General features: G+C 43.3%; 17 protein-coding genes. 3 read left to right on the plus strand and 14 right to left on the minus strand.

The window, feature by feature from the left end; genetic code table 11:
* Positions 1-12: 12 nt before the first annotated feature.
* The 9 genes from MHH86_RS17140 to pdhA all read right to left on the minus strand — a co-directional run bounded on the left by MHH86_RS17140 (position 13) and on the right by pdhA (position 11,894).
* Complete coding sequence (locus MHH86_RS17140; protein WP_036687676.1) at positions 13-1,725, minus strand: proline--tRNA ligase; 1,713 nt, start codon at positions 1,723-1,725, stop codon at positions 13-15.
* 393 nt (positions 1,726-2,118) lie between these two features.
* Positions 2,119-3,606 (minus strand): glutamate synthase subunit beta, encoded by a 1,488-nt coding sequence (locus tag MHH86_RS17145; protein WP_036687677.1) that lies wholly within the window; start codon positions 3,604-3,606, stop codon positions 2,119-2,121.
* A 235-nt stretch (positions 3,607-3,841) separates the two neighbouring features.
* The gene (locus MHH86_RS17150; protein WP_036687679.1) at positions 3,842-4,333 is read right to left on the minus strand and encodes a dihydrofolate reductase; all 492 of its coding nucleotides are present in this window, start codon (positions 4,331-4,333) and stop codon (positions 3,842-3,844) included.
* An 84-nt stretch (positions 4,334-4,417) separates the two neighbouring features.
* Positions 4,418-5,398: a thymidylate synthase gene (locus MHH86_RS17155; RefSeq protein ID WP_036687680.1), complete on the minus strand. Its 981-nt coding sequence runs from the start codon at positions 5,396-5,398 to the stop codon at positions 4,418-4,420.
* 141 nt (positions 5,399-5,539) lie between these two features.
* Positions 5,540-6,514, minus strand: coding sequence for a S66 peptidase family protein (locus MHH86_RS17160; RefSeq protein WP_036687682.1), 975 nt, complete (start codon positions 6,512-6,514; stop codon positions 5,540-5,542).
* Positions 6,515-6,665: 151 nt separating this feature from the next.
* Complete coding sequence (gene lpdA / locus MHH86_RS17165; RefSeq protein ID WP_036687684.1) at positions 6,666-8,078, minus strand: dihydrolipoyl dehydrogenase; 1,413 nt, start codon at positions 8,076-8,078, stop codon at positions 6,666-6,668.
* 2 nt (positions 8,079-8,080) lie between these two features.
* Positions 8,081-9,727, minus strand: coding sequence for a 2-oxo acid dehydrogenase subunit E2 (locus MHH86_RS17170; protein ID WP_038571549.1), 1,647 nt, complete (start codon positions 9,725-9,727; stop codon positions 8,081-8,083).
* 106 nt (positions 9,728-9,833) lie between these two features.
* Positions 9,834-10,811, minus strand: coding sequence for an alpha-ketoacid dehydrogenase subunit beta (locus tag MHH86_RS17175; protein ID WP_038571553.1), 978 nt, complete (start codon positions 10,809-10,811; stop codon positions 9,834-9,836).
* A gap of 15 nt (positions 10,812-10,826) precedes the next feature.
* Positions 10,827-11,894: a pyruvate dehydrogenase (acetyl-transferring) E1 component subunit alpha gene (gene pdhA, locus MHH86_RS17180; protein WP_036687689.1), complete on the minus strand. Its 1,068-nt coding sequence runs from the start codon at positions 11,892-11,894 to the stop codon at positions 10,827-10,829.
* Between the two features lie 265 nt (positions 11,895-12,159).
* Here pdhA and MHH86_RS17185 point away from each other — a divergent pair, with 265 nt between their 5' ends.
* Positions 12,160-12,891, plus strand: coding sequence for an alpha/beta hydrolase-fold protein (locus tag MHH86_RS17185; RefSeq protein ID WP_036687691.1), 732 nt, complete (start codon positions 12,160-12,162; stop codon positions 12,889-12,891).
* Positions 12,892-13,029: 138 nt separating this feature from the next.
* Here MHH86_RS17185 and MHH86_RS17190 read toward each other — a convergent pair whose 3' ends face one another.
* Complete coding sequence (locus tag MHH86_RS17190) at positions 13,030-13,494, minus strand: low molecular weight protein-tyrosine-phosphatase (RefSeq protein ID WP_036687823.1); 465 nt, start codon at positions 13,492-13,494, stop codon at positions 13,030-13,032.
* A 165-nt stretch (positions 13,495-13,659) separates the two neighbouring features.
* On the opposite strand from MHH86_RS17190, the gene MHH86_RS17195 reads away from it, so the two are divergent.
* Together MHH86_RS17195 and MHH86_RS17200 are read left to right on the plus strand one after the other, a co-directional pair.
* Positions 13,660-14,301, plus strand: a complete 642-nt coding sequence (locus MHH86_RS17195) for a thiamine diphosphokinase (RefSeq protein ID WP_036687693.1) — start codon at positions 13,660-13,662, stop codon at positions 14,299-14,301.
* Between the two features lie 295 nt (positions 14,302-14,596).
* The gene (locus tag MHH86_RS17200) at positions 14,597-15,097 is read left to right on the plus strand and encodes a C40 family peptidase (RefSeq protein WP_036687694.1); all 501 of its coding nucleotides are present in this window, start codon (positions 14,597-14,599) and stop codon (positions 15,095-15,097) included.
* Between the two features lie 45 nt (positions 15,098-15,142).
* On the opposite strand, the gene MHH86_RS17205 is transcribed toward MHH86_RS17200, so the two are convergent.
* From MHH86_RS17205 to MHH86_RS17220, 4 genes are all read right to left on the minus strand, one after another.
* Positions 15,143-15,862 (minus strand): response regulator transcription factor, encoded by a 720-nt coding sequence (locus tag MHH86_RS17205; RefSeq protein WP_051491528.1) that lies wholly within the window; start codon positions 15,860-15,862, stop codon positions 15,143-15,145.
* A gap of 116 nt (positions 15,863-15,978) precedes the next feature.
* Positions 15,979-17,019, minus strand: a complete 1,041-nt coding sequence (locus MHH86_RS17210) for a ThiF family adenylyltransferase (protein WP_036687696.1) — start codon at positions 17,017-17,019, stop codon at positions 15,979-15,981.
* 73 nt (positions 17,020-17,092) lie between these two features.
* Positions 17,093-18,646, minus strand: a complete 1,554-nt coding sequence (locus MHH86_RS17215; protein WP_036687697.1) for an ABC-F family ATP-binding cassette domain-containing protein — start codon at positions 18,644-18,646, stop codon at positions 17,093-17,095.
* 114 nt (positions 18,647-18,760) lie between these two features.
* The gene (locus tag MHH86_RS17220) at positions 18,761-20,254 is read right to left on the minus strand and encodes a serine/threonine-protein kinase (RefSeq protein WP_036687699.1); all 1,494 of its coding nucleotides are present in this window, start codon (positions 20,252-20,254) and stop codon (positions 18,761-18,763) included.
* Between the last annotated feature and the right edge of the window lie 84 nt (positions 20,255-20,338).

Below are 20,338 nucleotides of genomic sequence, written 5' to 3' on the forward strand. Positions count from 1 at the left end.
TAAAAAGATCATTTATATCAGCGGTGAATAGAATTTTTTGATCCGAGACACAGCTTCCATAATTTCTAAGACTTCTTTCTCCGCTGTGTTTCGTTCCAGATACTCTACTCTTCCCTGAGATGCTTCCTTGCCCACAACTATTGATAAAGGTATCCCGATCAAGCTTGAATCTTTAAATTTCACGCCAGCGCGTTCATCCCTATCATCGATCAGCGTCTCAATGCCAAGCTTGGTTAGTTGATCACAGAGACCTTCTGCAACCGTCCGCTGCTCACTATCCTTGACGGCCATTATCAAGATATGAACCTGATAAGGTGCCAATGCTGCTGGCCACATTAATCCATCCTCATCATGATGCTGTTCAGCAATAGCGGATAAAAGCCGTGAGATACCAATTCCGTAACAGCCCATAATCATAGGTTGACTTTTGCCTGAAGAATCTAAGTAAGAAGCGCCTAGCTTTTCACTGTATTTAGTACCTAATTTGAAAACATGACCCACTTCAATCCCTTGATGAAAATGCAGAATACCCTCCAAACAATGCGGACAAACTTCACCTTCTGCTACATTCCGTAGATCCCCCACATGCTCAAGCGCAAAATCTCTACCTGGAACTACGTTACGGAAGTGATAATCTTTTTCTCCCGCCCCTGTAATCCCTTGGGTCATATCTGCTACTGCTGCATCTACTAGGACAGTCAGCGTTAAACCCACAGGTCCTACAAATCCACTCTCTACACCGGCTAAGGATTTCACTGCCTCATAGTCAGCAAGCTTAATCTCATTCATTCCTAAATATTTACTTACCTTAATTTCATTGACTTCATGATCTCCCCGGACCAGAACAGCAAAAATCTGTCCGTCACCTTCATAGATTAATGTTTTAATAATCTGCTCTGGCCGGATATCCAGCTCCTGCTCTAGTTGCTCAATTGTGCGCAAATCAGGAGTGAGGAACTTCTCTATCTCCGGTACTTGCATGACAACTTCATTTTTTGCAGGCCGCACGGACTCTGCCTGTTCCAGATTGGCCGCATAATCACAAACGGAGCATGCAGCAATCGTATCCTCCCCAATCTCAGCCAGCGCCATAAATTCATGACTGCCGCCCTCGCCTCCAATCGCACCGGAATCCGCATGGACAGCACGGAATTTCAATCCAGATCGCTCAAATATCCGGTGATAAGCCTCGAACATTTGGATATATGATTTATCGAGACCTTCCATGTTTGTATCAAAAGAGTAAGCATCCTTCATCAAAAACTCTCTGCCTCTCAGCAGTCCAAAACGTGGTCGGCGTTCATCACGGAACTTGGTCTGAATCTGATATACGGTAATAGGAAGTTTACGATAAGAGCTGATCTCATTCCGTACGAGTGTGGTTACTACTTCCTCATGTGTAGGACCTAGTATGAATTCCCGCTCATGACGATCCCGAAGCGTCATCAACTCCTTACCGTATACCTCATATCGGCCTGATTCTTTCCAGAGCTCCGCAGGCTGCATAGATGGCATCAATACCTCCTGAGCCCCAGAGAAATCCATCTCATTCCGCACAATCGCTTCTATTTTCCGTAAAACACGTCTTCCAAGCGGTAAATAAGTGTACACACCCGCTGCTAATTGGCGAATATATCCCGCACGCAGCAGTAGCTGATGACTGCTTGTCTCCGCCTCTGAAGGTGCCTCACGCAGAGTTGTTAATAAAAGATTACTTTGACGCATATTTGTACCCTCCCTAAAAAATGAACGCTCTAAACGCAAAAAGACACATTCGTCAGGGACGAATGTGTCGTGATACCACCCTTATTTAACCGCCAGCCCATACATAGTCTACATGGCGATCCTCGATCGAATAACGGCCGATTCCGGCAGCGGTTGTACGCTGCAGCTACCCAGGCAGGATACCATCCACACGTATTTGAGGAACCTTTCAGCCGGTGAGTTCCCTCTCTGTTCTAACGCTTCTTGGACCGTAAGTCCTTGGTCAATGCTTTTGTCATTTAAATATTGTATTAAATCTATATGAAAATAATATTTCCGTCAAGCGTCGGCTCCAAAAAAAAGCCGCTTCTCCAGCAGGTAAACTGCTTTTGAAACGGCTTCTTAAATTAAAGCCTAGACAAGAACGCTTGAGCCCATCAGATATTTATCCACTTCACGTGCAGCTTCGCGACCTTCGTTGATGGCCCAGACCACCAAACTTTGACCACGACGCATATCCCCAGCAGCAAACACCTTATCCACGTTCGTGTTGAACTTGCCGTAACGTGCTTTCACATTGGTACGACGATCGGTCTCCAGTTTAAGCTCCTCAACAATATCTTGCTCTGGTCCATCGAAACCAATAGCGATAAGAGCGAGTTGAGCAGGATATACAGCTTCTGTTCCAGGAACGGGCTGATAGATTTTACGACCTGTCTCATCCACGATCCGGCGGATCTGCACGGTATGAAGCTCCTTCAAGTTCCCCTCTTCATCCCCAACAAATTTAGTGGTCATGATTGAGAATTCACGCGGATCATCACCAAAAATAGCTTTCGCCTCTTCTTGCGCATAATCCAAGCTGTACACATTCGGAAATTGCGGCCAAGGATTAGCAATCGGATCCCGTTGCAGAGGCGCTTTTTCATGTGTACCAAATTGAGTGATACTGCCGCAGCCATGACGAAGTGCTGTGGCAACACAGTCAGAACCTGTATCCCCTCCACCCAAGACGATTACATCTTTACCTTCAGCGGATACATAGTTACCATCCTCCAGATTCGAATTCAAGTAACTCTTGATCGTTCCATTTAAATAATCCATGGCATACATAACGCCCTTAAGCTCACTGCCTTCAATGTTGAAACGGCGTGCTTTAGTAGCTCCACCACACAGAACAACCGCATCATATTCATCAACAAGCTGCTGAGCCGGAATGTCTTTACCGATCTCAGTGTTCACCACGAAGTTAATTCCTTCAGCAGCCAGCAAATCCACACGACGTTGTACAACTTTTTTATCAAGCTTCATAGTAGGTATTCCATATGTCAGCAGTCCGCCAATGCGGTCACTGCGCTCAAATACAGTTACAGTGTGTCCAGCCTTGTTAAGCTGTGCTGCCGCGGCAAGTCCAGCAGGTCCAGAGCCTACAATTGCAATTTTTTTGCCAGTCCGTTTCTCAGGAGGATTAGGTACAACCCAGCCCTCTTCAAAACCCTTATCAACGATCGCAAGTTCAATTGTTTTGATGGTTACCGGCTGTCCGATCAGACCCACTGTGCAAGAGCCTTCACATGGGGCGGGACAAATACTGCCTGTGAATTCAGGAAAGTTGTTTGTCTTATGCAGACGTTCCAGTGCTTCTTTCCAGAGTCCACGATACACCAAGTTATTCCACTCCGGAATTAAATTGTGTACTGGACAACCTGAGGTCCCGCCAGCCATATCAATACCTGTATGGCAATAGGGGGTTCCGCAATCCATACAGCGTGCGCCCTGTGTCCGAAGCTCGTCCTCGGATAAATGATGGTGGAATTCTTCCCAGTCCTTTACCCGCTGCTCAGGATCCCGATCACCTGGGAGCTGCCGTTTATACTCCATAAAACCTGTAGGTGTAGACATGTTTACGTTTCCCCCATCCGTTCTCTTCGTGTTGAAGTATAGTACATTGTAGCATATTGCGGCTTCGTATGGTTGTCAGCAACGCAATGAAGTACCTGCACATTCTATTCTATACCTATACATAATCATTTCTAATTTTAATTATAGTAACATTCATCACTTTTGCACAGTAATGGATAAATCTACTGATTATTTGTACTATTTCACATGTTATGTCAGAGAAAACGTTTTATTGCTATTCCGTACGTTCATAAACAAGGAAACGGTAATCATACGGATTCTTCTCATCACGAATTCCCTTGATATTGGAGACCTCTTTCCACATCCTCCAGTCAATCTCAGGAAACCGGGTATCTCCTTCAAAATCCTGATCGATCTGCGTCAACATTAGCTTGTCAGCATACGGCAGCATCAAGCGATAAATTTCTGCACCACCGATCACCATCAGCTCATCTTCTTTTCTACCCTCGCTGAGAGCCTCTTCAAGCGTGTGTAGAACCACTGCACCTTCAGCTGAATAATCAGTATCCCTAGTTAGAATTAGGCTCGTTCTGCCCTTCAAGGGCTTGCCTCCGAGCGAATCCCATGTTTTGCGGCCCATTAGCATTCTTTTGCCCAATGTTTCTGCTTTGAAATAAGCAAAATCCAGAGGTAAATGCCAAGGCATATCGTTATCTTTTCCTATGACATGATTGGCACCCATTGCCCATATTAAGCTAATACTCATGAAGTTCCCTCCTTCCTTCATACTAAATTAAAAAACTACGCTGCCAGAAATTATATTTGCGAATCTTAATTTATAACAATTACGCTATACTGCGATCGGCGCTTTTATCGAAGGATGCGGATTGTACCCCTCAATGACCAGATCTTCCAGTTCAATATCAAAAATTGATTTCTTCTGTGAATTAATAACCAGTGTAGGCAATGCTCTTAATTCTCTTGATAATTGCTCTTTCACTTGCTCAACATGGTTTGAATAGATATGCGCATCACTAATGCTGTATACAAACTCACCTACTTCTAGACCACATTCATATGCAATTAAATGCGTAAGTAATGAGTAAGATGGAATATTGAAGTTTGCCCCGAGAAAGGAGTCAGCACTGCGTTGCAGCAAGTGGCAGCTTAGTTTACCATTTGCAACATAGAACTGGAACATAACGTGGCAGGGCGGTAACGCAGCTTTACTTCCTTTTGTTCCGGCATTTATAACATCTTCCGGGTTCCATGCGCTCACGATTAAACGCCGAGAATCAGGATTTGTTTTGATCTGATGAATAACGTCTTGTAATTGGTCAATTGATTCACCAGTAGAAGATGTCCAATTCCGCCATTGCTTACCGTAAACATTCCCTAGCTCACCATATTTCGCAGCAAACTCATCATCTTCTAAGACACGATCACAGAATGATTTCATCTCTGCTTGATACACTTGATTAAAATCTTCATCAACTAAACAACGATTCCCGAAGTCTGTCATATCCGGGCCAACATATTCGTCTGATTCAACCCATCTTTTAAAAGCCCATTCATCCCAAATATGATTATTATTTTTCAATAAATAACGAATGTTGGTATCGCCTTTAATAAACCACAATAACTCACTTGCAATTAAGCGAAACGGTGTACGTTTTGTTGTAAACAGCGGGAACCCTTTTGATAAATCAAATCGCATTTGATAACCAAAAACACTAATTGTACCAGTTCCTGTACGATCTTCTTTTTTTACACCATGATCTAAAATATATCGTAAAAAATTCAAATAGGTTTGTTCTAACTCATTCGTCAATGTACTGCACCTCCGTAATATTACACCTCATATATTATATCTGAAAAATCCGAATTTTGTAGAAGGTAAGATAATTTTTAAATATATTTAATAATCGGGTTACATATTCAATTATAAAGGATTGGTTCAGCAAGTGTATCTCTACTCCGCTATCCTAAGCTCCACTCTGGCCCCATAAGCACGAACGTTTGCTTGTCCACCCACAGGAAAGGTAATCATCGGCGATGTATGTCCAAAGTCCACGTCTGCGATCACAGGAATATCAGATAATTCTTCTTTTGAGCGGATAATTGTAGTTAGCAGCTTCTTTGACATACGCGATTCTTTTTGGAATCTGCCGATCACCAACCCTTTGACCTCTTCAAACTCAGGCTGATGAATTAGGGATTGCAGATCTCGATCAAAGGTTGCAGGTGCTGACTCATAATCATCCTCGATGAACAAAATAGAATTTTTTAAACTAGGCATATACTCTGTTCCCTGCAAAAGATTTAAAGTGCATAAATTGCCACCAATAATCGTTCCTTTCGCTTCCCCATCATTGATAATGAACGGACCTTCATTTTTAATAAATATCCTGTTTTCCTGATCCAGATACCACTCATCATCACTCCAATGCCTGGAAGGCTGCACGAGAATTTCTTTATTGTCCATCATCAGCCTGCGGAAATATTCGATGGTATATTCATTATCGTGGAGCATCGCAAATGTGGAAAAATGCGGCCCGGAGTATGTAACTAATCCTGTTTGAGCATAAATCGCATTACTTAGTGCAGTAATATCCGAATAACCACATAAGCGCTTTGGATTCTCCGCAATGATTGAATAATCTATATAACGCAGCAGCTGGTTACTATTGAAGCCTCCAATGGTCGTTAATATTCCTTTCACTTTGGGGTCTAAAAAGGCTTCGTGCAAATCCTCAATTCTCGAATCAATAGAAGAGGAAACAAAATCATCCGTCTCAAAAGAATTTGTTGAAATGGATATCCGAAAACCTAACCGTTCAAGCTGCTCTTTGGCAATTTTTCTTTGCTGAGCATCGATTAATGACAAACTTCTGGAAGGAGAGATAATACGCAGCTCATCTCCAGGCTTTAATTTATCAGCTCTCATCATTGAACCTCCCTATATTCATGAATTACAGATTAGGTAATTACTCTTCCTTCCAGTATATCTCTTTTCAAAAAAGTGGAAAACACAAAAAAAGGCGGAACGCATTTGCGTCCGCCTTTCTGTTGCCTGCTAGAGCAATTTTGGAGAAAAATTATTTCATTACATGAATAGGGTGACCTTCAACCAATTCAGCAGCTTCCATGACGATTTCGCCAAGGGTTGGATGCGCATGAATAGTCAAGGCGATATCTTCAAGCGTTGCGCCCATTTCGATTGCCAAACCAAGTTCAGCGATCAAATTGGATGCTTCGATACCAACGATTTGAGCTCCCAGTACCAAATTGTTCTCGGAGTTAGCAACAATTTTGATGAAGCCCTCTGGGCTGTTCAAAGATACTGCGCGACCATTTCCTGCGAATGGGAATTTGCCGCTTTTCACTTTGTAGCCTTTGTCTTTTGCTTCTTTCTCAGTCAAACCAACGCTTGAGCACTCAGGATCTGTAAATACAACAGCTGGGATGACTTTGTAGTCAACAACAGATGTAAGTCCTGCGATTGCTTCTGCAGCGATTTTACCTTCGTAAGAAGCTTTGTGAGCCAAAGCAAGACCTGGAACAACGTCGCCGATAGCGAAGATGGTAGGAATGCTTGTGCGTCCTTGGTGATCAACTTTGATCAATCCGCGCTCGTCGAGCTCAAGACCGATCAGGTCCAGACCAAGTTCACCGTCAGTGTTAGGACGACGACCTACAGTAACAAGCAAGTAATCTGCTGTAACTTCTTTGGACTCGCCACCAACAGAGTATTTCACGGTTACTTCTTTGTCGTTCTGAACAGCACTTTCAGCTTTAGCGTTAGTTACGATTTCGATGCCAGTTTTAGCCATGTTTTTCGCAACAAGACGAGTCATATCTTTATCGAAGCCTGGAAGTACAGTATCCAAACCTTCGATGATTGTTACTTTAGTGCCAAATTTAGAGTACATTTGACCAAGCTCGGCACCGATGTATCCACCACCGATTACGATCATGCTCTTCGGAATTTCTGGAAGTTCCAGAGCTTCAGTCGAAGACAGAATACGTCCGCCGAATGGGAAAGGTTTAAGTTCAATTGGACGGGAACCTGTAGCAATGATGCAGTGTTTGAAGCGGTAACGTGGAGATTCATGATCATTGAACACACGTGCTTCTGTGTCGCTGATAAACATGCACTCGCCGTTAAATACTTCAATTTTGTTGCCCTTCATCAAGCTAGTCACACCGCTAGTCATTTTTTTAACTACGCTGTTCTTGAATTCTTGAGTTTTGGCAAAATCCACTTTAACATTCTCAGCTGTAACGCCGAAAACTTCACCATGCTGTGCAGATTCAAATTGATGTGCAGCAGCGATCAAGGCTTTAGAAGGAATACATCCACGGTTCAAACATACACCGCCGAGTTCCGATTTATCCACGATGAGGACTTTTTGGCCGAGCTGGGCGGCACGAATTGCCGCCACATACCCACCAGGACCTGCACCAATGACCAATGTATCAATATCTAGTGAAGCGTCTCCTACTACCATAATTATACCTCCATAACCAGCAGCTCAGGATTATTGAGCAGCGATTTAATGTAGTTCATAAAGTTTTGAGCAGTCGCACCATCGATAATACGGTGGTCAAAGCTGAGTGACAACGCCATTACTGGAGCAACTACGATTTCACCATTTTTCACAACTGCTTTTTCACTGATACGGCCAGTTCCGAGGATAGCCACTTCAGGGAAGTTGATGATTGGAGTAAAGAACATACCGCCAGCAGAACCGATGTTACTGATGGAGATCGTGCTGCCCTTCATTTCGTTAGCAGACAATTTACCGTCACGGCCACGAACAGCCAAGTCAGTGATGCTGCTAGCGATCATCCAAATGCTCTTACGGTCAGCGTCTTTGATAACTGGAACGATCAAACCGTTTGGTGTATCAGTAGCGATACCGATATTGTAGTATTTCTTGTAGACAATTTCGCCTGCTTCTTCATCAATCATAGCATTAAGTGCTGGGAATTGACGGGAAGCTGCAACAAGAGCCTTAACGATGAATGGAAGGTAAGTAACCTTAACGCCTTTTTTCTCAGCAATAGGTTTCATACGCGTACGGAATGCTACCAGTTCAGTAACATCTACTTCATCCATGATGGTTACGTGCGGAGCAGTGTAAGCCGATTTAACCATTGCGTTGGAGATCGCCTTACGAATACCCTTGAATGGTACACGTTCTTCTTCAAGACTAACGTTACCGCTAGCTGCTGCAGGTGCTGCTTTAGCTTCGGTCTTAGCAGCCTTAGGAGCTTCAGACGCCGCTGCTGCTGCAGGAGCCGCAGGTGTAGAACCACCTTTCAAGAAGGCTTCTACGTCTTCACGAGTGATTTTGCCACCTTTTCCAGTTCCGTTCACTTTGGAAATATCCACTTTTTGCTCACGAGCAAATTTGCGAACGCTTGGTGTAGCCAATACATCGCGGTCAGGAGCTGGTGTTACACCTGCAGATCCGCCTTCTTTAGCATCAGCAGGGCTTGTTGCTGCAGGGGAAGAAGTAGTGTTTGCACTTCCTTTTGCTGCATCAGCTTCAGCAGATGCATGACCTTCTTGTTCAGGAACGTCGCCTTCAGCAGCGATAATAGCAACAACTTCGCCTACGCGGCAAACTTGGCCATCTTTAGTCAGAACTTCCAATACAGTACCATTCACTGGACATGGAACCTCAACTACCGCCTTGTCATTTTGAACTTCCATGATGATGTCATCATCAGTTACCTTGTCACCGGCTTTGATATGCATTTTGATGATTTCACCTTCATGCAGACCTTCACCCAGCTCAGGGAAGCGATATTCAAAATTCGATGCTTTGTTAGATGCTGGAGCAGCTGGTGCAGCTGGCGCTTGAGCAGCAGGAGCTTCAGTAGCAGCACCCTCTTGATCAGGCACGTCACCTTCTGCTTCGATAATAGCCACCACTTCACCGACACGGCATACTTGACCGTCTTTAGTCAGAACTTCCAATACAGTACCGTTTACTGGGCAAGGCACCTCAACTACCGCCTTGTCATTTTGAACTTCCATTACGATATCATCATCCGTTACCTTGTCACCGGCTTTGATATGCATTTTGATGATTTCACCTTCATGCAGACCTTCACCTAGTTCAGGAAATCGGTATTCAAACTTTGCCACTTTGAAAACCTCCTCGTGAAATTGGGACTAACCTTATGATTTAAACTTTATAAGATGAAACAACGTTGTCATCCATATGGATGACAACTGTTTCTCGTAAAAATATTTAGAATTCCAAAACTTTCTTCACGCCTGCAATAATACGCGCAGGGTTTGGAAGCCATGTATCTTCAATTTGTGCAAATGGATATACAGTGTCAGGACCTGCGATACGAAGCACAGGAGCTTCTAAGTGCAGTAGAGCTTTTTCATTGATTTGTGCGATAACTTCAGCAGCTACACCCGCACTCTTTTGTGCTTCTTGCACCACGATAGCACGGTTAGTCTTCTTCACAGACGCTACAATAGTGTCGATGTCGATCGGACTTACAGTACGAAGGTCGATAATTTCAACATTAACGCCTTCTTTTTCGAGTTGCTCGGCTGCTTTGGTAGCTGTATGTACCATCAGCCCGTAAGTAATGATCGAAACGTCAGAACCTTCACGTACTACGTTCGCTTTACCAAGTTCAACTGTATATTCACCTTCTGGCACTTCAGCACGGAATGCATGATAAAGGTTCAAGTGCTCCATGAAGAATACAGGGTCATTGTCGCGGATAGACGCGATTAAAAGTCCCTTAGCATCATATGGGTTTGAAGGAATTACAACTTTAATCCCTGGGCTTTGTGCAATCAAACCTTCGAGTGAGTCAGTATGAAGCTCAGCAGCCTTAACTCCGCCACCAAAAGGAGTACGGAATACTACTGGAGCATTATATTTACCGCCAGAACGCCAGCGCAGACGTGCCGCTTGAACAACGATCTGATCCAGAGCTTCAAAGATAAAACCTACGAATTGAATTTCTGCAATTGGGCGGAAGCCTTGTACACCAAGACCAAATGCCAGACCGCCGATAGCGGACTCAGCTAGTGGTGTATCAAAAATACGATCTTCGCCAAATTCCTTTTGCAGACCTTCTGTTACACGGAAAACGCCACCTACATTACCAACATCCTCTCCGAAGATAAGAACGTTAGGGTCACGATTCAGTTCAACGCGCATCGCGTCGCGGATCGCTTCTTTCATATTCATTTGTGCCATTGCCTGATATCCCCCTTATTCAAAATCGGCTTTTTGCTCTTCCAGATGTTTAGGTGTTACTTCGAACATGCTGTCGATCAAGCCAGGTATTGTCATTTTTTCGGTTTGTTCAGCTTTTTTGATCTGCTCGTTAACAGTAGCTTTCGCTTCATCTTTCACGCGCAGTGTATCTTCTTCAGTCCAAAGACCTTTCTTCTCCAAATACTTGGCAAGACGGGCGATTGGATCCTTTTCACTCCACTGTCCTTCTTCTTCTTTCGAACGATATTTACTTGCATCGTCAGAAAGGGAGTGTGGACGGAAACGGTAAGTTACAGCTTCGATCAATGTAGCACCTTCGCCGTTGCGTGCACGTTCAGCAGCATCGCGTACAGCACTGATTACTGCAAAGATGTCCATACCGTCAACCTTAATCCCTGGAATACCAGCTGCAACCGCTTTGTGAGCGATCGATTTGGAAGCCGTTTGTTTAGCGAACGGAGTCGTAATCGCGTAACCATTGTTTTGAACAAAGAAGATTACAGGCAGTTTAAAACGACCAGCAAAGTTCAAGCCTTCGTAGAAGTCACCTTCTGAAGAACCGCCATCACCAGTGTAAGTAATTGCAACACTCTTTTGTTTTTTCAATTTGAAGCCCATAGCAATACCAGTAGCGTGCAGGATTTGCGCACCAATGATAATTTGTGGCATCAATACATTAACACCATCAGGAATAGCTCCACCATGTTGGTGACCACGGGAATATAAGAAAGCTTGGTACAATGGAAGTCCGTGCCATACTAGCTGCGGAATATCACGGTAGCCTGGGCATAAGAAGTCTTCTTTCTCCAAAGCGAACTCACTACCAATCATGGTAGCTTCTTGACCGGATACCGGTGCGTAGAAACCAAGACGACCTTGACGGCCAAGGTTTACTGCACGATCATCCCAAGTACGGGTAAATACCATACGATACATAATTTCTTTCAGTTGATCGTCAGTTAAATCTGGCATCTTATCCTTATTGATAATTTCTCCATCCGGGGAAAGTACCGATAGAGCCTCGACGTCCTCTGTATACACTTCATAAGGAACTTTACTCATTATCTTCACCTCAATAAAAAAATTTGAATATCAGCTGCCTCTGTTATAATATTATTATACACCTGTTTAGTTACTTTCGTCAAAGAAATACTTATAAAATTTATATTTCTTTAAATTTTGTATGTATAACAGGTGAGATAATTTAATATAACAGTTTAACACTTTTCCAACAAGTAAATGATTAATAACACAGTTACACATTTAATAATTTTAGCGTAACCCTGTGTGTATTGCAAAATTCGACAAGAAAGGTGACGTGACAACGATGAGCGATTCTGTTTTTCTGAAACGCACAATTGTAAAAGAAACGCTTTGGAGTGAACATCTGCAGGAGGAACGTAAATTACGTATCTATCTGCCCCCAGGCTACAATGAAGTTCTCAGTTACCCCGTGGTGTACTGCCAAGACGGAGAAGAATTTTTCAACTTTGGACGCATTGCTACACTTGCTGGACAACTTATTATAGAAGAAGATGTCGAGCCCTTCATTATCGTCGGTGTAGAAGTTAACGTCGCTGTTCGGACTCAAGAATACGCTCCGTTCGGCAGCCGATTCAAGCAGTACCTATCTTGCTTTTCCGAAGAGATTATTCCCTTCATTGAAAAAAATTATCCCGTACGCCGTACACCCGAAGAACGAATCTTAGCCGGCGATTCCCTTGGAGGCAGCGTCTCCCTCCATCTCGCACTTGCTTATCCAGCTATCTTCACACGTATCATCAGCCTATCCGGTGCATTCTATCCCGAATCACAAGCCATGCTGGCAAAAGAAGAAGATCTCGCCTGGCTTAACATTAATATGGTCGTTGGACTGCAGGAAACAGATTACCAGACTGATACAGGGACCTATGATTTTGTTCAGATGAACAGAGAAACAAAAGCGTTGCTTGAAGCACGTGGAGCTACCGTATCCTACCGTGAGAAAGACGGTCGTCATCTCTGGGGCTTTTGGCAAAAGGAACTCCCTGAATCTCTACTCTATTTTTTAAACACATAATGCCTTATTGATAGAAGCAAAAAATGAACATCTAAAGAACGTATGTAGATTTCAGCCGTGTTTGCGCTTACAGTTTAATCCAGCGAATTTCCTTAATTTACTTTAATACTAATCAGAGAGGGCTGGAACCCAACCGGGTTACAGCTTTTCTCTTATCACCATTTCAAGCAAAACGTCACAGCCTGCATTGATTAAATCATATACCTGCTCAAAATTCCCTGTAAAATAAGGGTCTGGCACTTCTCTCAATTCTTCCTCAGGCAATAAATCCATGAAGAACAAAAGCTTAGCCTCTTCCCCACCAGGAACCTTTCGAACATTCTCTCCATTAGACTTGTCCATACAAACGATATAATCAAACTTCTGAAAATCCTCGCTACTGACCAAACGCGCTGCCATATTTGCATAACTAATCATGTTTTGATCAAGTATACGTCTAGTCCCTTCATGGGGTTCCTTACCAATATGCCAATCTCCAGTTCCCGCACTGTCAACCAGAATCTTATGTGAAAGCTCTTGTTCATCAATCTTATGGCGCAGAACTGCCTCCGCCATTGGTGAGCGACAAATATTACCCAGACATACAAATAGCACGTTTACGATTTCATTCACCTCCCAATTGTTAAAACATAAGTAAATATGAATTTATGCACATAAAAAATCGCACACTATCATTTTAGCGTTGTCTTGGTCAATTGTGCAACTTTTCAATCTGCATTATACTGGGACAGGATAACCAACTAGAGTTTTAGAGGAGGAATGGATGTTATGCCATCCAAACGTGTCGTTATTTTTGCCGGTGGAGAACTATCTCCGGATTATTTCGCTCTATTAGATGAAGAAGATTTTATTATCGGTGCGGACCGGGGTGCATTATTCCTAATCTCACATGGATATATACCAGATATTGCAGTAGGTGATTTTGATTCTGTATCGCCTGAAGCTTTTCAGGATATTCAATCCAAAAGTAAAAAAACCATCACTTGTGATGCCGTAAACAAGGATTTAACCGACAGTGAGATGGCGCTCGATATTGCGATGAATCAGCAACCTGATTCTATTTTACTATTAGGAGTTACAGGCACTCGAATTGACCACTCCTTAGCCAGCATTCAAATGATGACAAGGGCTCTGCAACGTCAAATCAATTGCTACGTCATGGATTCTAATAACTATGTGACACTTACCGGATCCCAAACAGTCATTGAAGATTTGGGCTACACCTATGTATCTTTGCTTCCATTAACTCCTGAAGTAACAGGGATTACATTAGAAGGATTTCAATATCCTTTGAATGACGCCACTTTAAAGCTAGGCCAATCTCTAGGTGTAAGCAACAAACTGATTTCCTCCACTGGAACAGTTAGAATACGTAGTGGATTATTGCTGATTATCCAGAGCAAAGACTAAATACATAGTGATATAGAAACATCCTTGTAACTTTTGTTTTAAAATCAAAAAGCCGATAAATCCCTTATATATCAAGGGGTTTACGGCTTATTTTATTGTCCAAAATATCAAGTTATTAATTTTTTGTAACTTTTAATGAATTTTTAATAAAACGTTTACAACCCAGGCCCAGCCTCACTTTATTGCTGCTCTACCAAATTTTATGACATAGATAACCTGCTATACTACGAATCAGGCAAGCAAGACAAGACACAGCAAGACAGATTGATATACTAACTTTGGAGGTACTTACAACATGAATAAACAACAATGGATAAAAAAAGCGATTGTCATAGGAATGGTTACTACGATGGGCTTAGGAACAATGATGGCAACAGGCGTAGGCGCAACTAAAGTCGAAGCCGCTACGGTGTCCAAAGGACAAAGCGTTGTCAATTTCGGGAAAAACTATATGGGAACTCCATACAAATTCGGAGCATCTACTTCTACTACTAAGGTTTTTGATTGCTCTTCATTTATGAAACATATCTTTAAAAAGTATAATGTATCATTACCCCGTACAGCTGCAGCTCAATCAAAAGTAGGAACTTCTGTTTCCAAAGCAAACCTTCGTGTGGGCGATCTTGTATTCTTCTCTAGCGGCAGCAGAGCAACTGGTAAAAATGTAACTCACGTAGCTGTTTACGCCGGAAACGGTAAAATTCTGCACACTTACGGTAAACCAGGTGTTACGGTTTCTGATCTTAATTCTGGTACATGGAAAAAGACTTATCTAAAGGCTCGCCGCGTACTGTAAACAACAGCTCTATAGTAGAGTCTTTTCTATAAAAGAGAATAAGTCTCAGGATGTGGTGCTGCCTTCGGGCACCCTCATTACATATCCTGTTCCGCGAACAGTGTGAATTAACTTGTTCCGGTACCCTTTATCAATCTTTAAGCGGATATGCCTGATGTATACATCTACAACATTGGTATCTGCATGGAATTGATATCCCCATACTTGTTTGAGTATTTCCTCGCGGGAACATATAATCCCTCGATTCGCAGCGAGATAATATAGAAGATCGAATTCTTTATGCGTCATCTTAAGCTCGATCCCTTCACGGGTGACCAGCCTGCGGCTGGGATCGAGCATTAAACCATCCACCTTTAACAGATGTTTTAAATTTCGACGCCGACCCGTGAGGGTTAATAAATTTAGAATTCTACATTTGAATTCACCGGTATGTAGTGGTTTTGACATAAAATCATTCCCCCCGGCTAAAAAGGCCGCAACCGCTCCGTTACCCGATAACTCTTCGGAAATCACCATGACCGGAAGAATCATTCCCTCATCTCTTACTGCGGAAATGATTTTCCATCCTTCCCATGTTCCCACCTCGCCTAAATCAGCAACCAGCAATACCGGTTCTACTTCAGAAATGGATAAGCGAAGATCTTCGGGATCTTCGCTTTTTGTTATTTGCAGACCGATATCATTAAACACTTTTTCTATAGCGATTCGCTCTTCTTCTCCTCTTTCGTTTCCCTCAGACATATACCATATCAGTTGCTCACTCACAAAGATCCCCCGTATCCATCAGGCATGCATCAGCATCCCATTAATAGATATAGAATCCCCGGAAAGCAAAGAGACCATTCCTAGGAAATGGTCTGAAGATCAGTTTATCTTGCTTTTTAACCGAAATATCGATGATAAAAGCTACGGGCGGCGGCAATATCCTTCGTCCCATGAATCAATGCCCGGCCATCTGCGAAGATCACCATCCGGTAAGGACCTTCTTTAAAGGAAATTAGATAAGGATTGCTCTCTACCTCACCGTCTCCTAAACGAGACAAGCGGCTGGCTGTTTCCTGCAGGTTAAGGCTCTGCGGCCGGGCAGGGCGGATTTGTACGGTATCCCTACCACAAAGCACATCACTTCGTTCCGTATTCAAGGCTGTTAGATAAGGGTAGATCGGATGAGTCCCACAAGAAGGGCAATTCTCCTTTTTGGCACTTTTCACTCCAATTTCTTGATGTTCATTACGCCATACATCGAAAGTGAGCAGTTTATTTCTTAATTGGTCCTTACGGTGACCGAGAAGCTTTAACGCCTCAGCTGTAGCATTTGCAGTAACCAATTGCACGGCCTGTGGAAGAATACCCGCTGTATCACAGGTATCTCCCCCTAGTGGGACTGTACCTAAAAGACAATGAAGACATGGCGTTTCTCCAGGCAAAATCGTATATGTAATTCCATAGCTTCCTACACAAGCTCCATAAATCCAAGGGATATTATTCTTTTGGGCAATATCATTAATGATGAGACGTGTATCGAAATTATCGGTCCCATCCATAATCAGATCCACCCCTGAGATGAGTCCTTCCAGTTCTTCCTTCCGCACATCCATAACATGCGCTTCTATGACAACCTCAGAATTAATCTGCTGCAGTCTGTTCTGGGCTGCTATGGCTTTCGGAGCTCGCTCCTGTGCATCCATCTCGGTATACAGCTGTTGCCGCTGCAGGTTACTCCACTCTACATAATCGCGATCAACGATAAGGACATGCCCAACACCACAACGGACCAATGTCTCTGCAATCCCTGTACCTAACGCACCCGCACCAACCACAAGCACTTTTGATTTTGCGAGCCCTTGCTGTCCTTCAGTACCAAATGGCGCGAAACGTATCTGTCGTGAGTATCGATCTTCTCGCCCGGCGTAATGAAACATACATTATCTCCTCCCCATATCCAAAAAGCGGAGAACAGCAGGATGTCTGCTATTCTCCGGATTTATGATTATTCTATACTTGTACAGCTGACCACTGCTCAACATCCCAAATTTTCGTAACCCAATCTTCATAGAAATCAGGTTCATGGGATACAAGCAGGACTGTGCCTTTATATTCTTGCAAAGCGCGCTTCAGCTCTGCTTTAGCAATAACGTCAAGGTGATTGGTAGGTTCATCGAATAGTACCCAGTTGCTTTCACGCATCAAAAGCTTACAAAGACGCACCTTCGCTTGCTCCCCACCGCTCAGCATACTAAGCGGACGTGTAATATGTTCATTTTTTAGACCACAGCGAGCCAGATGCCCACGAACTTCGTTCTGAGTTAAACTGGAGAATTCATTCCAGACATCCTCAATAGGCGTAAGACTAGCTGCTTTCACTTCTTGTTGGAAATATGCAGGGTTCAGATAATCCCCAAGATAGGTTTTGCCGCTGTATGTTGGGATCACTCCCAGAATAGTCTTCAGCAGTGTAGATTTACCTACACCATTGCAGCCAACAATAGCAATCTTCTCCCCACGTTCAATGACCATATTTAGCTGTGGCAGCAGCGGACGATCATAACCAATCTCGAAATCAATTCCTTCGAATACGGTTTTGCCGCTTGCCCGGCTCTCTTTAAACTTAAAGGTCGGCTTAGCAGCTTCTTCAGGACGATCAATTCGGTCCATACGATCAAGCTGCTTCTCACGGCTTTTTGCCCGGCCTGAGGTTGAAGCACGCGCTTTATTCCGTTGGATGAAGTCCTCTTGTTTTTTGATAAAATCTTGTTGTTTCTCATAGGCATCGATATGCTGGTTTTTGTTCATCTCCGCCATATCAAGGAATTTCTCATAGTTCGCCGTGTAACGGGTCAATTTACCAAACTCCAAGTGATAAACGACATTAACGACTTTATTCATGAACTCAGTGTCATGGGAAATCAATATAAATGCATATGGGTACTGTTTCAAATAGTTGGTCAGCCAATCGATATGCTCAACATCCAAATAGTTGGTAGGCTCATCAAGCAATAGTACATTGGGTTTCTCAAGCAAAAGCTTTGCCAGCAGTACTTTGGTTCTTTGACCACCGCTAAGAGAAGCTACATCCCGATCAAGCCCAATCACGGACAGGCCTAAACCATTTGCCATTTCCTCCACTTTTACATCAATCAGATAGAAATCTCCGATGTCCAGTTGTTCCTGAATGTCCCCCATCTGCTCCAATAGTACTTCTAGTTCCTCAGGCGAAGCATCACCCATCTGCTCTGTGATCTTCAGCATTTCCTGCTCTAACTCAAGCAGTGGCAGAAAAGCGTCCTTTAGAACATCGCGAATCGTTTTTCCTGGTGTAAGAATCGTATGTTGGTCCAAATAACCGTAACGCACCCGAGGGGTCCATTCTACTTTACCATTATCCTTCAAAAGCTTTCCTGTCAAAATATTCATTAGCGTCGATTTACCAACGCCATTTGCTCCAACAATTCCAACATGTTCTCCTGGTAACAACCGGAAAGACACGTTCTTGAACAACGTCCGATCCCCAAAATTGTGGGAAACGTCTTCTACAGTAAGTAAACTCATAAATTCTCCGCAAGCTCCTGTCTATACTTAAATAATGCGTAAATCAAATCACGTATAAATATATATTTTATCACACTTTAGCGGAACACTGAATTAAATGTTAGTCCCAATAGCCTATCTTAAGAAAAAACCACGGCGTTTTCCATCGTTTCGTTCGCCCTTAATGTCCCCTAACAGCTCAGCAATTACATCTGCCAACTTCCCTTTTTGTAAAAATGGATCTTGCTGACACGGTAAATTATAAACCCTATCTATACCTAAAGAATTTCGCAACAGTTCAACAGATTGCTGTTCAGCAAGTGGTAAACCCACTCTCCAATCCCGTTCAGGCTGCAGCCCCTTCCTCCTAATCCATAATAAAGTTTCCTCCAGTCGCCAATCTGCGCCAGAAGCAATTAGAATGGGAATATCGCTATGTTTGATTTCTTCCAGCGCTCCATCAAATCCACCCGTGCCCAGATCTAATACCACAAATTGATAAGCCCCTCTCATAAGCTCTGCTACATCCCCATGGTGAGGTCGCTTCCAGTAATGAACCTTCATCCAGGAAAATACAGACTCAGAGCTCTCAGCAGGAACTGAAGCGCTCTGCACATCAAGCAAATTGTGCATGCGATCATAAACCGATGAATCCGGTGATAGATCAACCCAAGCTGTTGAACCAATCTGTGCCAGATAACTGCTAATCGCAAATGAAGTATGTGTTGTTCCAAGTCCTGGCCCTACTCCAAGTAAGGCAATCACTTTAGCTTTCCGTTTGTCAACTGCTAGGGGTACAGACACTGCTGAATGATTACCTTCATCCATATCAGCCTCCACATGAACCAGTGCTTGAATAACAGCTGTTGCCTCCTGATATCTTTCCTCCGGATGTGGCCGTAATAAACGTCTAATTATCGGAATAAAAGCTGCGGGAACTTGGTCACGCAACTTATTTTCCATTCCTGACTCCCAGTGGCTGCATAATCCTCCGGTAGCCATATATAAAAGCAACGCACCAAGACCATATAAGTCAGAAACCGGTTGACTCTGCCCATTCCCATACTGCTCAGGAGCCGCGAATCCTACCGTACCAAGCTTCACCGTATCTTCAGCGATGCCTTTTCTAAAATTTCGAGCGATTCCGAAGTCGATTAACATTAATTCTTTTTGCTTAGTTAACATAAGATTGGAGGGCTTTAAATCACGATAAACAATGGGCGGATGATGACCATGCAAATATTGCAGGACTTCTAAAAGCTGTTTAGCAATTTGTAGGATGAATTCACAAGGCAAAGGTCCGGGATTATCCCTCATCAGCTGACTTAAAGTTATCCCTTCAATATAATCCATGACTAAATAAGAATACCCTTCTTTATCCGAAAGATAGTAATCAACAATACGTGGAAGCCGCGGGTGATCCAGCCCCATTAGCATCTCCGCTTCCGCTTCAATGTCCGAATGCAGCGTTGCTGAGCTAACACTTTCTTTTACAGCCCAACGTTTCCCCTTTAAACGCAGATCCTCCGCAAGATAAACAATACTCATTCCACCTGTTCCAATCTGGTCAATAATTCTGTATCTGGCGTCCATTATCTGCCCTACCCCAAGCTTCGATGCAAAATTCACTGAACTTCCCCCTTTTTCACATAAAAAAAAGAGAAAGCTTCCGCCATTAACGTTGTTACCGCAGATTACGATAACGTTAATAAC

It is taken from the genome of Paenibacillus sp. FSL F4-0097 (assembly GCF_038593125.1).
GTDB classification, from domain to species: domain Bacteria; phylum Bacillota; class Bacilli; order Paenibacillales; family Paenibacillaceae; genus Paenibacillus_AQ; species Paenibacillus_AQ odorifer.